At 69.8% G+C, this 15,891-nt stretch carries 12 protein-coding genes; 7 read left to right on the top strand and 5 right to left on the bottom strand.

All coding sequences use genetic code 11. The features are described 5' to 3' along the window. Window positions 1-26: 26 nt before the first annotated feature. Window positions 27-1,400, bottom strand: a complete 1,374-nt coding sequence (lpdA, locus tag OVA26_RS10010) for a dihydrolipoyl dehydrogenase (RefSeq protein ID WP_268104004.1) — start codon at window positions 1,398-1,400, stop codon at window positions 27-29. Further along, window positions 1,397-2,863 (bottom strand): leucyl aminopeptidase, encoded by a 1,467-nt coding sequence (locus OVA26_RS10005; RefSeq protein ID WP_268104003.1) that lies wholly within the window; start codon window positions 2,861-2,863, stop codon window positions 1,397-1,399. Before OVA26_RS10005 ends, lpdA begins: the two co-directional genes overlap by 4 nt. A gap of 84 nt (window positions 2,864-2,947) precedes the next feature. Between OVA26_RS10005 and OVA26_RS10000 the strand changes: the two genes are divergently transcribed. The 3 genes from OVA26_RS10000 (at window position 2,948) to OVA26_RS09990 (ending at window position 6,148) form a co-directional block, all read left to right on the top strand. Beyond that, window positions 2,948-3,874 (top strand): proteasome assembly chaperone family protein, encoded by a 927-nt coding sequence (locus OVA26_RS10000; protein ID WP_056231507.1) that lies wholly within the window; start codon window positions 2,948-2,950, stop codon window positions 3,872-3,874. 259 nt (window positions 3,875-4,133) lie between these two features. Continuing rightward, the gene (locus OVA26_RS09995; RefSeq protein WP_268104002.1) at window positions 4,134-5,453 is read left to right on the top strand and encodes an RNA polymerase sigma factor; all 1,320 of its coding nucleotides are present in this window, start codon (window positions 4,134-4,136) and stop codon (window positions 5,451-5,453) included. Further along, complete coding sequence (locus OVA26_RS09990; protein ID WP_268104001.1) at window positions 5,450-6,148, top strand: coenzyme F420-0:L-glutamate ligase; 699 nt, start codon at window positions 5,450-5,452, stop codon at window positions 6,146-6,148. Before OVA26_RS09995 ends, OVA26_RS09990 begins: the two co-directional genes overlap by 4 nt. Before the next feature lie 589 nt (window positions 6,149-6,737). Here OVA26_RS09990 and OVA26_RS09985 read toward each other — a convergent pair. Continuing rightward, entirely contained in the window at window positions 6,738-7,760 is a 1,023-nt protein-coding gene (locus OVA26_RS09985; RefSeq protein WP_074694966.1) for a sugar-transfer associated ATP-grasp domain-containing protein, read from the bottom strand. A 44-nt stretch (window positions 7,761-7,804) separates the two neighbouring features. On the opposite strand from OVA26_RS09985, the gene OVA26_RS09980 reads away from it, so the two are divergent. Beyond that, the gene (locus OVA26_RS09980) at window positions 7,805-8,455 is read left to right on the top strand and encodes an alanine racemase C-terminal domain-containing protein (protein ID WP_268104000.1); all 651 of its coding nucleotides are present in this window, start codon (window positions 7,805-7,807) and stop codon (window positions 8,453-8,455) included. Continuing rightward, complete coding sequence (locus tag OVA26_RS09975; RefSeq protein WP_268103999.1) at window positions 8,452-9,495, top strand: alanine racemase; 1,044 nt, start codon at window positions 8,452-8,454, stop codon at window positions 9,493-9,495. Before OVA26_RS09980 ends, OVA26_RS09975 begins: the two co-directional genes overlap by 4 nt. Before the next feature lie 60 nt (window positions 9,496-9,555). On the opposite strand, the gene OVA26_RS09970 is transcribed toward OVA26_RS09975, so the two are convergent. Then, the gene (locus tag OVA26_RS09970; RefSeq protein WP_056231527.1) at window positions 9,556-9,777 is read right to left on the bottom strand and encodes a DUF7455 domain-containing protein; all 222 of its coding nucleotides are present in this window, start codon (window positions 9,775-9,777) and stop codon (window positions 9,556-9,558) included. Window positions 9,778-9,938: 161 nt separating this feature from the next. On the opposite strand from OVA26_RS09970, the gene OVA26_RS09965 reads away from it, so the two are divergent. Continuing rightward, the gene (locus OVA26_RS09965; protein ID WP_143017885.1) at window positions 9,939-12,011 is read left to right on the top strand and encodes a DNA gyrase/topoisomerase IV subunit B; all 2,073 of its coding nucleotides are present in this window, start codon (window positions 9,939-9,941) and stop codon (window positions 12,009-12,011) included. A gap of 150 nt (window positions 12,012-12,161) precedes the next feature. Here OVA26_RS09965 and OVA26_RS09960 read toward each other — a convergent pair whose 3' ends face one another. Next, a complete protein-coding gene (locus OVA26_RS09960; RefSeq protein WP_268103998.1) occupies window positions 12,162-14,630 on the bottom strand; it encodes a DNA gyrase/topoisomerase IV subunit A in 2,469 nt (822 codons plus the stop codon). 71 nt (window positions 14,631-14,701) lie between these two features. Between OVA26_RS09960 and OVA26_RS09955 the strand changes: the two genes are divergently transcribed. After that, window positions 14,702-15,829: an alkaline phosphatase family protein gene (locus OVA26_RS09955; RefSeq protein WP_074694961.1), complete on the top strand. Its 1,128-nt coding sequence runs from the start codon at window positions 14,702-14,704 to the stop codon at window positions 15,827-15,829. Window positions 15,830-15,891 lie beyond the last annotated feature (62 nt).

Below are 15,891 nucleotides of genomic sequence, written 5' to 3'. Positions count from 1 at the left end.
TACCTAGCTTAGTGACCGGTTTGCGGTCAGAGTGCGTGCAGGGGCTTGCCGGCGAGAGCCAGGAAGGCTTCGCCGAGCGCCTCGCTCTGGGTGGGGTGTGCGTGGACGAACGGCGCGATGTCTTCGGGGTGGGCTTCCCACCCCACGGCGAGCTGCGCCTCCGAGATCAGTTCACCGACGCGATCGCCCACGAGGTGGGCGCCGACGACGGGGCCGTCGATACGTCGGACGATCTTCACGATGCCCGAGGTGCCGATGATCTCGCTGCGGCCGTTTCCGGCCAGGTTGTACTCGTACGCCTTCACGGCATCGGATCCGTAACGATCCTGCGCCTGCGCCTCGGTGAGCCCGACGGACGCGACCTCGGGGTGCGAGTAGGCGACGCGGGGGACGTCGACGTCGGGGACCAGCACGGGCGCCAGCCCGGCTATCTCCTCCGCCACGAAGATGCCCTGCTGGAAGCCGCGGTGCGCGAGCTGCAGGCCGGGGACGATGTCGCCCACCGCCCACACGTGGTCCGCGGCGGTGCGCAGACGCTCGTCGGTCTGGACGAAGCCGCGGTCGAGGACGACGCCGGCTTCTTCGTAGCCGAGTCCGGCGGTCACCGGGCCCCGGCCGACAGCGACCAGGACGTAATCGGCCACGAGCTCGGAGCCGTCGTCCAGGGTCACGGTCGCCGAGTCCGCGGACTGCGAGAGGGAGGCGAACCTCTTCCCGAGCTGGAACGAGATCCCGCGCTTTCGGAACGCGCGCTCGAGCGCCTTGCTCGACGCCACGTCCTCGGCCGGCAGCAGGTGGGGGAGTGCCTCGACGATCGTGACGTCGACGCCGAACGAACGCCACACGCTCGCGAACTCGACACCGATCACGCCACCGCCCAGGACGACCACTCGCTCGGGGATCACATCGAGGTCGAGGGCCTGCTCGCTGGTGAGCACCCGCCCGCCGATCTCGAGGCCCGGCAGGCTCCGGCTGTACGAGCCGGTGGCGAGGATGACATCGGTTCCGCGGTACACGTCGTCGCCGACGCGAACCGTCGGCCCCGCCGCGAGCACCCCTTCGCCGTGGACGACACGGATGCCGCGAGCCGAGATCAGGCCCTCGAGTCCCTTGAACTTCTTCGCGACGATGCCTTCGCGGTACGCCCGCACGCGCGCCGGATCGATGCCCGAGAAGGTCACATCGACGCCGATGTCGGCCGCGCCACGGGCGGCATCGGCGACCTCGCCGGCGTGGAGGAGCGCCTTGGTCGGAATGCACCCCCGGTGCAGGCAGGTGCCGCCGAGCTTGTCCTTCTCGACGAGCACGACGTCTTTGCCCAGCTCGGCGAGGCGGAGGGCGGCGGCGTAGCCACCGCTTCCACCGCCGAGCACGACGACGTCGGCGGAGTACTCGGTCACCGTACGCCGTCCGTGGCCAGCATCTCGACGAGCGAGCGGACCGTCGCTCCCGTCACGCCCTTGTCGGTGTACCCGAAGGGCGCGGACTTGTTCATGCCCACACCGGCGATGTCGAGGTGCACCCAGGGGATACGCGGAGCATCGGCGTCCGACGAGACACGACCCACGAAGTGGCGCAGGAACAATCCGGCGAACAGCGAGCCGCCCGCGGGATCGCCGATCTTGGCGTTCTGCAGGTCGGCGATGGGGGAGTCGAGGTCGTCGACCATGTGGTCCGGGAGCGGCAACTGCCAGGCGAGCTCTGCCGTCCGCGAAGACGCGGCCAGGTACGTCGCGACCGCCTCGTCGTCTCCCATCACACCGGTGTGGCGGTTGCCGAGCGCGACGGTGATCGCCCCCGTCAGAGTGGCCACGTCGACGATGAGATCGGGGTTCTCGCGGCTGGCCGCGGCGAGGCCGTCGGCGAGCACGAGGCGACCTTCGGCATCGGTGTTCAGCACCTCGACGGTCGTGCCGTCGAGGGTGCGCAGTACGTCGCCCGGGCGCGTCGCGCGACCCGAGGGCATGTTGTCCGCGATGCAGAGCCAGGCGCTCACGTGCACGGGCAGACGCATCTCGGCCGCGGCCTTGAGGACGGCGAGCACTGTCGCGGCGCCGCACATGTCGTACTTCATACCGACCATGGATGCCGGCGGCTTGAGCGAGAGGCCACCGGTGTCGAACGTGATGCCCTTGCCGACGAGGGCGACGTGACGCTCCGCGTCGGCGGGCGCGTAGTCGAGGCGCACCATGCGCGGCGGGCGGTCGGATCCCTGCCCGACTCCGAGGATGCCGCCGTATCCGCCCTCGCGAAGGGCGTTCTCGTCGAGCACCTCGACCTCGACGGGCAGGCCCTCGACGGCCTTCACGGCGGCGTCGGCGAAGTCGGCGGGCCCGAGCCACTCGGCCGGGGTCGTCACCAGGTCCTTCACCAGCGCGACCGCACCGGCGACGGCCGCGACCGCAGCGGTGTCACTGTCGGCGGGCGCCTCATCGGCGACCACCGTCACGCGGGTCGCGCGCACCTTCGCCGCCTTCTTCTTGTAGTCGGCGAAGCGGTATCCGCCGAGAGCGGCACCCTCGGCGATCGGTCGCCACGGGGAGGCGACGAGCGACTTCACGGCGACGTGCTCGAAGCCGGTCAGCTGGCGGAGCCCCGTGCCCGCGGCGTCACGCAGAGCCGCGTCCGCCGGGTTCGAGCCCGCACCGGCCACGGCCACGGGGGTGGAGACGCCCGGGACGTGCACCCGCTGGAACGAGCCCGCCGCGCCGGTGAAACCGACGGCGGACAGCGACGCCATCAGTCCCTCCCAGCCGGCCGGATCCGGAGCCCCCTCCGAAACAGTGGGGACGATCAGAAGGATCGCGTCGGCGTCGGACTCGAGAACGGGGGCGTCGGTATACGCCACGGAGGGAAACGGCATGGCATCCATCCTAGGTTCGAGCGTGTTCGCTAGGAGCGGGACGCACCGCGGCCGACGCAACCGGCACGCTCGTAGAGTGGAGGTATGCGTTCCTCCGCCCCGCTGTACGACCGCGCCCCTGCGGCGCCCCCCGTGCCGTCGGGCCTGCCGCTCGTGATCGCCCTCACCGGTTTCACCGATGCCGGTGGCGCGGTGACCCGTCTCGTCGAGTACTTCCGAAACGACGTGCAGCCCAACGCCCTCTTCGTCTTCGACAACGACGCGCTGCTGGATTACCGCGCGCGCCGACCCGCGATCACGTTCGTCGAGGACCACCTCACGGACTACCGACCCGCGCGCCTCGAGCTGTCGCTCGCACACGACTCCCTCGGGCAGCCCTTCCTGCTCCTCGCGGGATACGAGCCCGACTTCCTCTGGGAGGCCTTCGCCGAGACCGTCCTCGAGCTGTCGGCGGGACTGCAGGTCTCGTCGATCTCGTGGGTGCACGCGATCCCCATGCCGGTCCCGCACACGCGTCCCATCGGCACCACCGTCAGCGGAACGCGCCCCGACCTCGCCGAGGCTCACTCCGTCTGGCGCCCTCACACCCAGGTGCCCTCCACGGCGGGCCACCTTCTCGAGTACCGCTTCGCCGAAGCCGGCGCCAAGGTGGCAGGCTTCGCCCTGCTCGTTCCCCACTACCTGGGCGACACGGAGTACCCCGCCGCAGCCCTCGCCGCTCTCGACAGCTTGACCGTCGCGACCGGTCTGGTGTTCTCGGGAGAAGTGCTGCGCGAAGAGAACCGCGAGTTCCTCGAGAAGGTCACCGAGCAGGTCGAAGGCAGCGACGAGCTGACCCGCATGCTCGAGAACCTCGAGGAGCGTTACGACGCCTACATGGCGGGTTCGACCCAAGCCACGCCGATCATCCACACGGGCGATCTGCCGAGTGCCGACGAGCTCGCCGCCGAGCTCGAGCGCTTCCTCGCCTCGCGCCCCGGCGACGACGATCGTCGCGGCAAGCTCGGCTGACGGCATCCGACATCCGCGTCGACGGGATGCCGAGGAGTCGGCATCCCGGGAATGTCCCATCGGGCGCGAGCGTTGTCTACGCATAGATCCCCGGTCCACGTCAAGTCCCGGTCCGGGAATGTGAGACAATGAAGAACCTGACCCGTTGTCAACCGGACCAGGAGCCCCCGCTCCTCGGTTCGGGACTTGACAAGGGTCTTACTAGTGTCCGAGAACGACCGGTGGCCGTGCAGCGTGCGTTCCCGGTGAAAGGCGAAACGTGGCAGACACGACAACCAAGACCCGCTCCCGGAGTGCGAAGGACACCGAGCTCGAGAACTCCGAGGAGACCGTGACGGCGTCGAAGACGACGACCGCCAAGAAGGCCCCCGCGAAGAAGGCTCCGGCCAAGGCCAAGGCGACTCCCGCCAAGGCGAAGGCCAAGGCCAAGAAGGACGACGACCTCGAAGAGGACGACGAGGTCGAAGAAGGCGACGTCGAGATCGACGAGACCGACGACAGCGACGACTCCGACGACGCGGCCAAGACCGACGCGAAGAAGTCCGACGACGACGATGACGACGAGACACCGGCGGCGCCCGCCGAGGCACTTCCCACCGGCGCCATCGTCATCTCGTCGAACGACGAGGACGACGTCCCCGTCTACTCGGCGCAGATCACCGGCGCCACCGCCGACCCGGTCAAGGACTACCTGAAGCAGATCGGCAAGGTCCCGCTCCTGAACGCGGCCGAAGAGGTCGAGCTCGCGATGCGCATCGAGGCCGGTCTGTTCGCCGAAGAGAAGCTGTCGAACATGTCGGCGGCCGAGAAGACGAGCCAGCTCGGACTCGACCTGCAGTGGGTCGCCCGTGACGGTCAGCGCGCCAAGAGCCACCTGCTCGGCGCCAACCTCCGCCTCGTCGTTTCGCTCGCCAAGCGCTACACCGGCCGTGGCATGCAGTTCCTCGACCTCATCCAGGAGGGCAACCTGGGCCTGATCCGTGCGGTCGAGAAGTTCGACTACACCAAGGGCTTCAAGTTCTCGACCTACGCCACCTGGTGGATCCGTCAGGCCATCACACGCGCGATGGCCGACCAGGCCCGCACCATCCGCATCCCGGTGCACATGGTCGAGGTCATCAACAAACTCGCGCGCGTCCAGCGTCAGATGCTGCAGGACCTCGGTCGCGAACCCACGCCCGAGGAGCTCAGCCGCGAGCTCGACATGACCCCCGAGAAGGTCATCGAGGTGCAGAAGTACGGCCGCGAGCCGATCTCGCTGCACACGCCTCTCGGTGAAGACGGAGACAGCGAGTTCGGTGACCTCATCGAGGACACCGAGGCCGTCGTCCCCGCCGACGCGGTGGGCTTCACCATGTTGCAGCGTCAGCTGGAGTCGCTCCTCGACTCGCTCAGCGAGCGCGAGGCGGGCGTGATCCGCATGCGCTTCGGCCTCGGCGACGGTCAGCCCAAGACCCTCGACCAGATCGGCGACACGTTCGGTGTCACGCGCGAGCGCATCCGCCAGATCGAGTCGAAGACCATGGCGAAGCTGCGTCACCCCAGCCGCTCGCAGTCGCTCCGGGACTACCTCGAATGAGCGGCGAGGCCAACGCCGGCAAGGCGCTCACCGTCACCGTCGAGGGCACGTCGTACGCCCGCATCCCGATCCGCACGCGGGTCGTCATGCCGGGCGACGACCTCGACGCGTTCATCCTCGAGTACGCGAAGGATGCCGTGCAGCCGGGCGACCTGCTGTTCGTCACCGAGAAGATCGTCGCGATCACGCAGGGCCGGTCGTTCAAGCTCGACACGATCAAGCCCCGCAAGCTCGCGCTCTTCCTGTCGAAGTACGTCACCCGCACGCCCTACGGCATCGGTCTCGGCATGCCCGAGACGATGGAGATGGCGCTGCGCGAGTGCGGAACGCCCCGCATCCTGTTCGCCGCGGCCGTCTCGGCCGTGACCAAGGCGTTCGGACGCAAGGGCGACTTCTACCGCATCGCCGGCGACAAGGCGCGCGCGATCGACGGCCCCACCAAGGGCACGATCCCGCCGTACAACCAGGCCGTGGTGCTCGGACCCGAGCGTCCCCGCGAGGTGGCCGCCCGCCTCAAGTCGCTGCTCGGCGGCGACCTGCAGGTGGCCGTGGTCGACATCAACGACCTGGGTGGCAACATCCTCGGCTCGACGATGGACAAGGCCGGTGAGAAGCGCCTCGTCGCGATCCTCAAGGACAACCCGCTCGGTCAGGGCCACGAGTCGACGCCGCTCGGCATCGTGCGCCACGCCTGAGACACCTCGTCGAGAGGCCCGTCCCGTTCTCGGGGCGGGCCTCTCGCGTTCCCGGATGCCGCCTCCCAACCGCCCGCGCCCGTCACGCTGATGTCTCGCCCCGGTTGCGCGGCGACGGCCCCGCCGGGCGCCCACTTGCGGCAAACGAGCGGCTCGAGGCGCCCACGCACGGCGCTCATGTGCCGCAAATGCACGCCACCGGCCACTCCAGGCGCCCATTTACGGCAAACGAACGGCCCGCGGCGCTCACGCAGCGCACGACTCTCATGTGCCGCAGATGCACGCCACCGGCCACTCCAGGCGCCCATTTGCGGCAAACGAACGGCCCGCGGCGCTCACGCAGCGCACGGCGCTCATGTGCCGCAAATGCACGCCACCGGCCACTCCAGGCGCCCATTTACGGCAAACGAACGGCTCGTGACACTCACGCGCGGCTGCGGCGTGTGGGGCGTACTCACCACGCGGCCCCGGTAGGTGTTCACGCCGCGCGCCACCGGGCGGGGGACCGAGGGAGTGAGCATCTTTCGCGCCGACGGAATACAGCAGAGGCCCGCCCCCACGCGGGGGACGGGCCTCTCGGCATCTGGGATCAGAACCCGATGGCGGCCTGGTAGCGCGGCTTGTGCCCGGTGCGGATTCCGGTCACGCTCGGCTTGTTCTCGTAGACACCGGCGCCCCAGTTGCCCTCGACGAGTACGGGGCCGTCGGGGCCGACGACGATGTCCCAACCGACGTACTGCACCTGGGGGACGACGCGGGCGACCTGGTCGACGAACGCCTTCACCTCGTCGATCATCGGCAGCTGGAAGTCGGCGATGCGCACGCCCGAGTCGGGGTGCAGCTCGTGCACGTGACCGTGCGAGTCGTAGCCGGCGCCGAGCGCATGGCCGTTCTCGTCGAGCATCGTGTAGAAGCCGCCGAAGGTCATCTGGTCGCTCACCGCGCCGCGGCCGAACTTCTGCGCCATTGCGAGGATGTGGGTCTTCTGTCCGTCGAAGAACGCGGTGACGCGCGTGGTGTTGACGGTGCCGGGGCAGACGGCCGCGAGGTCGTCGTGCTGGCGGATGACCTCTTCGACGAGGATCTCCCCGCGCTCGAGCAGTCCGCGGTGGAAGGCGCTCCAGTCGTCGACCTCGGCCGCGTGATACCGGTGCACGCCGGTGCCGGCCTGACCGACCGGCTCCTTGGTGACGATGGTTCCAAGGCGCTCGGTGAAGGCGCGCAGTTCGTCGGCGTTGCCGGCATCCACCACCATCCAGTCACGACGGAGGAACTCGCTGAAGGTCTTGTCGAACTCGACCTTGTCCTGGAACAGGCCGCGGTAGTCGGGGTGGTCGTACTTCTGCGAGATCTGGTTCGAGACCGGGTGCGTCATGTACGTCGCGCGCTCGGCGGGGGTGAGGATCGCGAAGTCGTAGTCGATGTAGTCCTGGAAGCCGACGTTCTTGACACCGGCCTGGAAGAGCATGTCCGCGACGACGAGTGGCAGGGCCTTGCCGTGCTGCGCGGAGGCCTCTTTGGCTCGTTCGACGACGGATCCGACGTCGATGCGGCGGGCCCGCCCGGCGAGGTAACGCAGGCGTGTGACGGGGGAGAAACCCTGTTGAGGCATGAGGCTCCGAGGTCGGGGACGAAGGACCCCGTTAGTCTAAAGGGGTGACCTCCACGCTCCCTGCCCGCTTGCCCGCGGCCGGCGGAGTGGCCCCGGTGGCCCTCGTCTCCGAGTCGGCCCTGCGTCGCAACGCGCCCCTCGCCCTCGCCGCCGGCACCGCGAGTGGCGCCGACGACGTTCTCGCCGCCGACGCGTGGGGGCACGGCGCCGAGTGGGTGGCATCCGTGCTCTCGGATCTCGGGATGGATGCCGCGCCCCTCGACGCAGCGGTCCTGTTCGGCCTGCCCGGCTCGCACGCACAGCCCGTGATGTCGCTGCGCGGACGCGCTCTGGGAATCAAGCCGCTCCTGCGCGGCGAGGGCGTCTCGTACGGCTACACGCACCGCGCTCCTCACGACACCACCGTGGCCCTCGTCACCGGCGGCTACGCGCAGGGCGTGGTGCGCTCGCTCGGGAACGCCGCCACGGTCGCGATCGACGGGCGCCGGCACCGCATCGTCGGGCGCGTGGCCATGGACGTCTGCGTCGTGGACGTCGAGCACGCCGCTGTGCCGCGCGGAGCGGAGGTCGTCTTCTTCGGCGACCCCGCAGAGGGGCACCCCTCGCTCGAGGAGTGGACGGATGCCACGGGGCTCGGTGCCGCCGAGATCGTCGCCGTCGTGGGCGTCCGCGCCGATCGGCGGGTGACCGCGTGAGCGCCGTTTACCGCGTCGACCTCGACGCCTTCGCTCGCAACCTCCGTCGCGTGCGAGAGGCCGTGGCCCCCGCGGCGCACATGCTCGTCGTCAAGGACGACGCCTACGCCCACGGTCTGGAGCCGATCGTGACGCGGGCCGTCGCGGAGGGCATCCGTTGGATCGGCGCTTTCGACGTCGTCACCGGGGCGGCCGTTCGCCGCATCGCCGGTCCCGACGTGCGCATCTTCGTGTGGCTGATCGGCGGATCCGACGATCTGGCCGCGGGCATCGCGGCCGACCTCGACCTGGGCATCGGCGACGAAGCGCTCCTCGACGACCTGTCCCGGCTCGAGGCCCACCGGCCCGCGCGCGTGCACCTCAAGATCGACACGGGCCTTCACCGCAACGGCATCCGTCCCGAACGATGGGAGGCCGCTCTCGCGCAGACCTCGGAGCTCGTCACCGCGGGCCGGGTGGCCTTCGAGGGGATCTGGTCGCACATCTCCGAGGCCTCGGATGCCGACGACGACGACGCCCGAGCGGTGTTCCTGGCCGCGCGCGAGACGGCGCGCGCCGCGGGGCTCGACCCGCGTTTCTCGCACTTGGCCGCCAGTGCGGCAGGGTTCGCGCGCGACGAGTTCCGCGAAGACATCGTGCGGGTCGGGGCGTTCTCGTACGGCATCCGTCCCGCCGGCGGCCCGGGGGAGCGGGAGCTCGGCATCGAGCCGATCGCGACGCTGTCGGCCACGGTGACGGCGGTGGATGCCGCGGGCGTGCACCTCGACCTCGGAAGTCTGCACGGGTTGCCCAGCGCCCTGGGCGGGCGATTCGACGTTGTCACCCCCGGGGGGCCGCGACGGGTCGAGGCGATCGCGCCGACCGAGACGGTGCTCGCCCCGTGGGCCGGCGCTCAGCCCGGCGACGAGATCGACCTGTTCGGTCCCGCGGCTCTGCACACGGCGACCGATCTGGCCGAACTGATCGACACGATCGGCGAGGAGATCGCGCTGCGCGTGTCGCCGACCGTTCCGCGCGACTACACCTCCACCGACGCCTGAAACGCGGAACGGGCCCCGACGCACTTCGTGCGTGCGGGGGCCCGTTTCGAGGTGATGGTCTCAGTCGGCGGCGTTGAGCCGCGCCGTCTCGTCGTGCCACGAGGTGGCGACGCTGCGGAGCTTCTCTTCGTACTTGCGGCCGTGGTGCGCGCAGAACAGCAGCTCGCTGCCGTTCACTTCAGCGGCGATGTACGCCTGTGCGCCGCAGGAGTCGCAGCGATCGGCCGCCGTCAGGCGGTGATCGAGGACGGCTGACGCTTCGGGTGCAGTCGTGGTGGTCATGTCGGGTGCCCTCCTCAGGTGGTCGTGGGCGAGTCTCCATATACAACCACGCGGATGTTTCCCCTATGCCGCGGCTTGATCACATTTCGCTGTGCGCGTACGCGACCCGACCTTGCTGTGTGTCTGGCAGGCGATGTCGGTGCCCCCGATTACGCTGGGAGATCGTGACGTCCGAGTACTCCGCCCATCATCTGCAGGTCCTCGAGGGCCTCGAAGCCGTGCGCAAGCGCCCGGGCATGTACATCGGGTCCACCGACTCCCGTGGTCTCATGCACTGCCTGTGGGAGATCATCGACAACTCCGTCGACGAAGCCCTCGGCGGCTTCGGCTCGCGCATCGACATCGTGCTGCACGCCGACGGCAGCGTCGAGGTGCGCGACCGCGCCCGCGGCATCCCGGTCGACGTCGAACCTCGCACGGGTCTGACGGGTGTCGAGGTCGTCTTCACCAAGCTGCACGCCGGCGGCAAGTTCGGCGGTGGCTCGTACGCGGCATCCGGCGGTCTGCACGGCGTGGGCGCGTCGGTCGTCAACGCGCTGTCGGAGCGACTCGACGTCGAGGTCGACCGCGGCGGCAAGACCTACGCGATGTCGTTCCACCGCGGCGAGCCCGGTCTCTTCTCGGGCGACACCCCCGACTCGACGTTCACCCCCTTCGAGCGCAGCAGTGAACTGCGCGTGATCGGCAAGGCGCCGCGCGGAGTCACCGGCACGCGCATCCGCTACTGGGCCGACCGGCAGATCTTCACCAAAGACGCGACCTTCGGGCTCGACGAGCTCGTGCAGCGCGTGCGCCAAACGGCGTTCCTCGTGCCGGGGCTCGAGATCGTCGTGCAGGACGAGCGGAGTGACGAGCGCGTCGAGACGAGCTACCGCTTCGACGGCGGCATCTCGGAGTTCGCCGACTTCCTCGCGCCCGACGCGGCGGTCACCGACACCTGGCGTCTCACCGGCACCGGCACCTTCACCGAAACCGTGCCCGTGCTGCAGCCCGGCGGATCGATGATCCCGACCGAGGTCTCGCGCGAGTGCGAGGTCGACATCGCGGTGCGCTGGGGCACGGGCTACGACACCACGACCCGCTCATTCGTCAACATCATCGCCACGCCCAAGGGCGGCACGCACCAGCAGGGCTTCGAGCAGGGGCTCATGAAGGTGCTGCGCGCGCAGGTCGAGCAGAACGCCCGCAAGCTCAAGGTCGGCAACGACAAGATCGAGAAGGACGATCTGCTGGCGGGTCTCACCACGGTGCTCACCGTGCGTCTGCCCGAGCCGCAGTTCGAGGGCCAGACCAAAGAGGTGCTCGGCACCCCGGCGGTGCGCCAGATCGTGGCATCCGTCGTCCAGAAAGAACTCGCGGCCCGCTTCGCCTCGCCCAAGCGCGACGACAAGGCGCAGACGGCTCAGCTGCTCGAGAAGATCGTCTCCGAGATGAAGGCGCGCATCTCCGCGCGCACCCACAAAGAGACCCAGCGACGCAAGAACGCCCTCGAGTCGTCGTCGCTGCCCGCCAAGCTGGTCGACTGCCGCTCGAACGATGTCAACGATTCCGAGCTGTTCATCGTCGAGGGCGACTCCGCGCTCGGCACGGCCAAGCTCGCGCGCAACAGCGAGTTCCAGGCGCTGCTGCCGATCCGCGGCAAGATCCTCAACACGCAGAAGGCTTCGATCAGCGACATGCTGTCGAACGCCGAGTGCGCCTCGATCATCCAGGTCATCGGTGCGGGCTCCGGACGCTCGTTCGATCTCGACGCCGCCCGCTACGGCAAGATCATCCTGATGAGCGACGCCGATGTCGATGGCGCGCACATCCGCACGCTGCTGTTGACGCTGTTCTTCCGGTACATGCGGCCGCTGGTCGAAGAGGGGCGTGTCTTCGCCGCCGTCCCGCCGCTGCACCGGGTGATCGTCATGAACCCGGGCACCAAGCCCAACGAGACGATCTACACCTACAGCGAGCAGGAGCTGCACGCGCTGCTCGCCAAGCTCAAGCGCGGCAACAAGCGCTGGCAGGAGCCGATCCAGCGCTACAAGGGTCTCGGCGAGATGGATGCCGATCAGCTCGCGACCACGACCATGGATCGCGCCGGCCGCATGCTGCGCCGCGTGCGCGTGCAGGACATGGAGGCCGCGGCATCCGTGTTCGACCTGCTCATGGGCAGCGACGTGGCCCCGCGCCGCGAGTTCATCATCGACTCGAGCGACCGGCTCGCGCGCGAGCGCATCGACGTCTGAGCCTGCCGGCCGCTGGGGTCATCACGTCCCACCCGAGCACAACCGCGGATGCCACGACCGACACGCCGCGCGCGGCTCGGGCCCATCGGCGCGCCGCCCGAAACTCCCGCCTTTGCGCACACCCCAGGGACGCGCACCGGCGGAGGCGCCTCAGCGGACGACGGTGCCGATCGCGCCGACGACGGCGTCGAGGGGCTGACCCGAGGCGTCGCGTTTCGCGCCGACATCCGGAAGCGCACGCACCGAGCCGTCGGGCCCGACCGCGCGCGGATCGGTGCCCACCCAGGCGAGCACGAGGCCGTCTTCGCCGCGCAACAGGCGCTGGGCGCGCACGCCTCCGGTGGCGCGCCCCTTCGCGGGGAACTCCGTGAAAGCCGAGACTTTAGCGCTGCCCGCGTCGGTGCCCGGCAGGGCGGCAGACGAGCCGGCGATGGTCACGACCACCGCGTCGAAGGCCGAGGCCCCGACGACGGCGAAGTCGATCACCCGGGCGCCGTCGGAGAGGCGGATGCCGGCCATCCCGCCCGCGGATCGGCCCTGAGGCCGCACGGAAGAGGCCTCGAAACGCAGCAGCTGCGCGTCGCTCGCGACGAAGACGAGCTCGGCGTTGTCGCCGGCCGGAGCCGCGCCTACCACCCGGTCGCCGTCGCGTAGGGAGATGATCTCGATCTCGTCCTTCGTGCCGAGCTCGGTGGCCGCGACGCGCTTGACGACACCCTGCTCGGTGCCGAGCGCGATGGTGGGGGAGTCGATCAGCGGCACGAGGGCCACGACCCTCTCGCCCTTCGCGAGCGGAAGGTACTGCTCGACCTTCGTGCCCGCGGCGACCTGGACGGAGTTCGCAGGGACCGAAGGCAGGTCCACCGGCGAGAAGCGCACGAGACGACCGGCCGAGGTCACGGCGCCGATGTCGCCGCGCGTGGTCGTATCGACCGAGGAGCGGATCGCGTCGTGCTTCGAGCGGCGCGCGGGCGGAACGACCCCACCGGCGGGCGCGTCGGCGATCAGCTCGGCGCGGACCATGCGTCCGGTGGCCGAGAGGTAGACGCGGCAGGGGGCGTCGGCGATCTGCAGGTCGGCGGCAGCGGCCGCGGCCCGCGCCGAGCGGGGCTGCACGGGCCCACCGTTCAACAGCATCGTGCGGCGAGGGGTGCCGTACGCGTCGGCCGCGGCATCCAATTCTCTGGCCACCTGCTGACGGAGCAGCGTCTCGCTGCCCAGCAGCTCGACCAATTGTGCGATCTCGGCGTTCAACTGATCGCGCTCGGCCTCGAGCTCGATGCGCGAGAACTTCGTCAGGCGGCGCAGGCGCAGTTCGAGGATGTACTCGGCCTGCAGGTGCGAGAGGTCGAAGACCTCCTGCAGCTTCGTGCGGGCCTGCTCACCGTCGTCCGAGGAGCGGATGACCTGGATGACCTCGTCGATGTCGAGGATCGCGATCAGCAGACCCTCGATTAGGTGGAGCCGCTCGCGCTTACGCGCCAGGCGGAACTCGCTGCGCCGCGTGACGACACGGATGCGGTGATCGATGTACACCCGCAGCATCTCGCGCAGGCCGAGCGTCTGCGGCTGACCGTCGACCAGGGCGACGTTATTGATACCGAAGGAGTCCTCGAGCGGGGTGAGGCGGTAGAGCTGCTCGAGCACGGCCTTGGGGTCGAAGCCGGTCTTGATGCCGATCACCAGGCGCAGGCCGTTGTTGCGGTCGGTGAGGTCGGTGACGTCGGCGATGCCGGTCAGCTTCTTCGCCTGCACCGCGTCTTTGATCTTCTCGATCACGCGCTCGGGGCCGACGAGGTAGGGCAGTTCGGTGATGACGATTCCGGTGCGGCGCGGGCCGAGCGACTCGATCGACGCCTTCGCGCGGGTGCGGAACGTGCCGCGGCCGTTCGTGTACGCGTCCTTGATGCCGTCGAGACCGACGATGATGCCGCCCGAGGGCAGGTCGGGGCCGGGCACGAACTCCATGAGTTCTTCGACGGTGGCATCCGGATGCTGCAGCAGGTGGATCGCGGCGGCGACGACCTCGATGAGGTTGTGCGGGGCCATGTTCGTGGCCATGCCGACCGCGATGCCCGTCGCGCCGTTCACCAGCAGGTTGGGGAAGGCCGCCGGCAGCACCTCGGGCTGCTGGAATTGCCCGTCGTAGTTGGGGATGAAGTCGACGACGTCTTCGTCGAGGTTCTCGGTCAGCGCCATCGCCGGGGCGGCCAGGCGCGCCTCGGTGTAGCGGGGCGCGGCGGGACCGTCGTCGAGCGAGCCGAAGTTGCCGTGGCCGTCGACCAGCGGCACCCGCAGCGAGAAGTACTGCGCGAGGCGCACGAGGGCGTCGTAGATGGGGGCGTCACCGTGGGGGTGGAGCTTTCCCATCACCTCGCCGACGACGCGAGCGCTCTTGACGTGCCCGCGGTCGGGTCGCAGCCCCATCTCCGCCATCTGGTACAGGATGCGGCGCTGCACCGGCTTGAGTCCGTCGCGGGCGTCGGGAAGGGCCCGCGAGTAGATGACCGAGTAGGCGTACTCGAGGAACGACCCCTGCATCTCGGTCGAGACATCGACGTCTTCGATGCGCTCGACGACGGGTGACGTCGCAGAGGAGGAGGAACGGGAATCGGGCATAGGTACGGCCTCGGGTCGGGCGGGCGTCGCGTCTCGACGGGGATCGGGGCTCCTGTGGGAGACTGGGCCCGATGTCACTCAGCCTACCGGCGGACCCGCCGCGCTCCCGGAGCCTCACCGGTGTGGTGGAGCAGTCGATCGCCGCGCTGACCGGCGAATCCGAGTGGTTCGCGCCCGCGCGCAGCGCGATCGTCATGCTCGTGGACGGCCTCGGCTCGCACAACCTGGCCGCCCGTCGTGGGCACGCGCGCTTCCTCGGCTCGGTCGGCGGTCGGCGCGATGTCGCCCGAACCGTCTTCCCCTCGACCACCGCCGCGGCCCTGTCGAGTCTTCTGACCGGTACCGGTCCGGGCGTGCACGGCATCGTCGGCTATCGCGCACGCATCCCGGGGACCGACAAGGCCCCGAACCAGCTGCACGGGTGGGAGACCGACGGTCTCGACCCGCACACCTGGCAGCGCTCCGAGCCGCTGTTCGCCCGCCGCGCCGCCGCGGGACGACCGAGCTTCGTGGTGTCGCGTCCCTCGTACACGGGCACCGGTTTCACCGAGGCGACACTGCGCGGGGCCGAGTTCTTCCCCTCCGACGACCTCGACGAGCGTGTGCGTCTCGCGGCCGACCTGGCGGCACGGCATCCGGGATCGGTCACCTACCTGTACGCCCCCGAGCTCGACACGGCCGGTCACCGCGACGGGTGGGAATCCGATCGCTGGACCGACGCCCTCGAGCGGGTGGATGCCGCGGCCCGACGCCTCGCCGACGGGATCGACGCGCACACGGGCGTCCTGATCACCGCAGACCACGGCATGGTTGACGTCCCCGCCCACAAGCATGTGCTGCTGCGCGAGGGCGATCCGCGCCTCGACGGCGTCGCCCTCCTCGGCGGCGAGCCCCGCATGCTCCACCTCTACACGGACGAGGGACGAGCGGATGCCGTGGCCTCCCTGTGGCGCGAGACCGAGGCCGCACGGGCCTGGGTGATGACGCGCGATGAGGCGATCGCGGCGGGCCTCTTCGGGGCCGTCGACAAGGACGTGCGTCCCCGGATCGGGGACGTCCTGGTCGCCGCGCGGGGGCGCTTCGCGTACTACGACGACCGCGAGGCGGACAAGCGTCCGCAGCGGATGGTCGGCCAGCACGGTTCGCTCACCGACGAGGAACGCACCGTTCCGCTGCTGCGTCTCGGCGCGTTCGCCTGAGCCTGTCGGAGTGCGCCGGATGCCGGCATCCGGCCCCCTCACTCCGAAGGGGCGTCTGCGGC

Origin of the sequence: Microbacterium sp. SL62 (genome assembly GCF_026672635.1) — a bacterium.
GTDB lineage: Bacteria > Actinomycetota > Actinomycetes > Actinomycetales > Microbacteriaceae > Microbacterium > Microbacterium testaceum_A.
The sequence above is the reverse complement of the archived record's forward strand: the minus strand, read 5'-3'. Positions and strand labels throughout refer to the sequence as shown.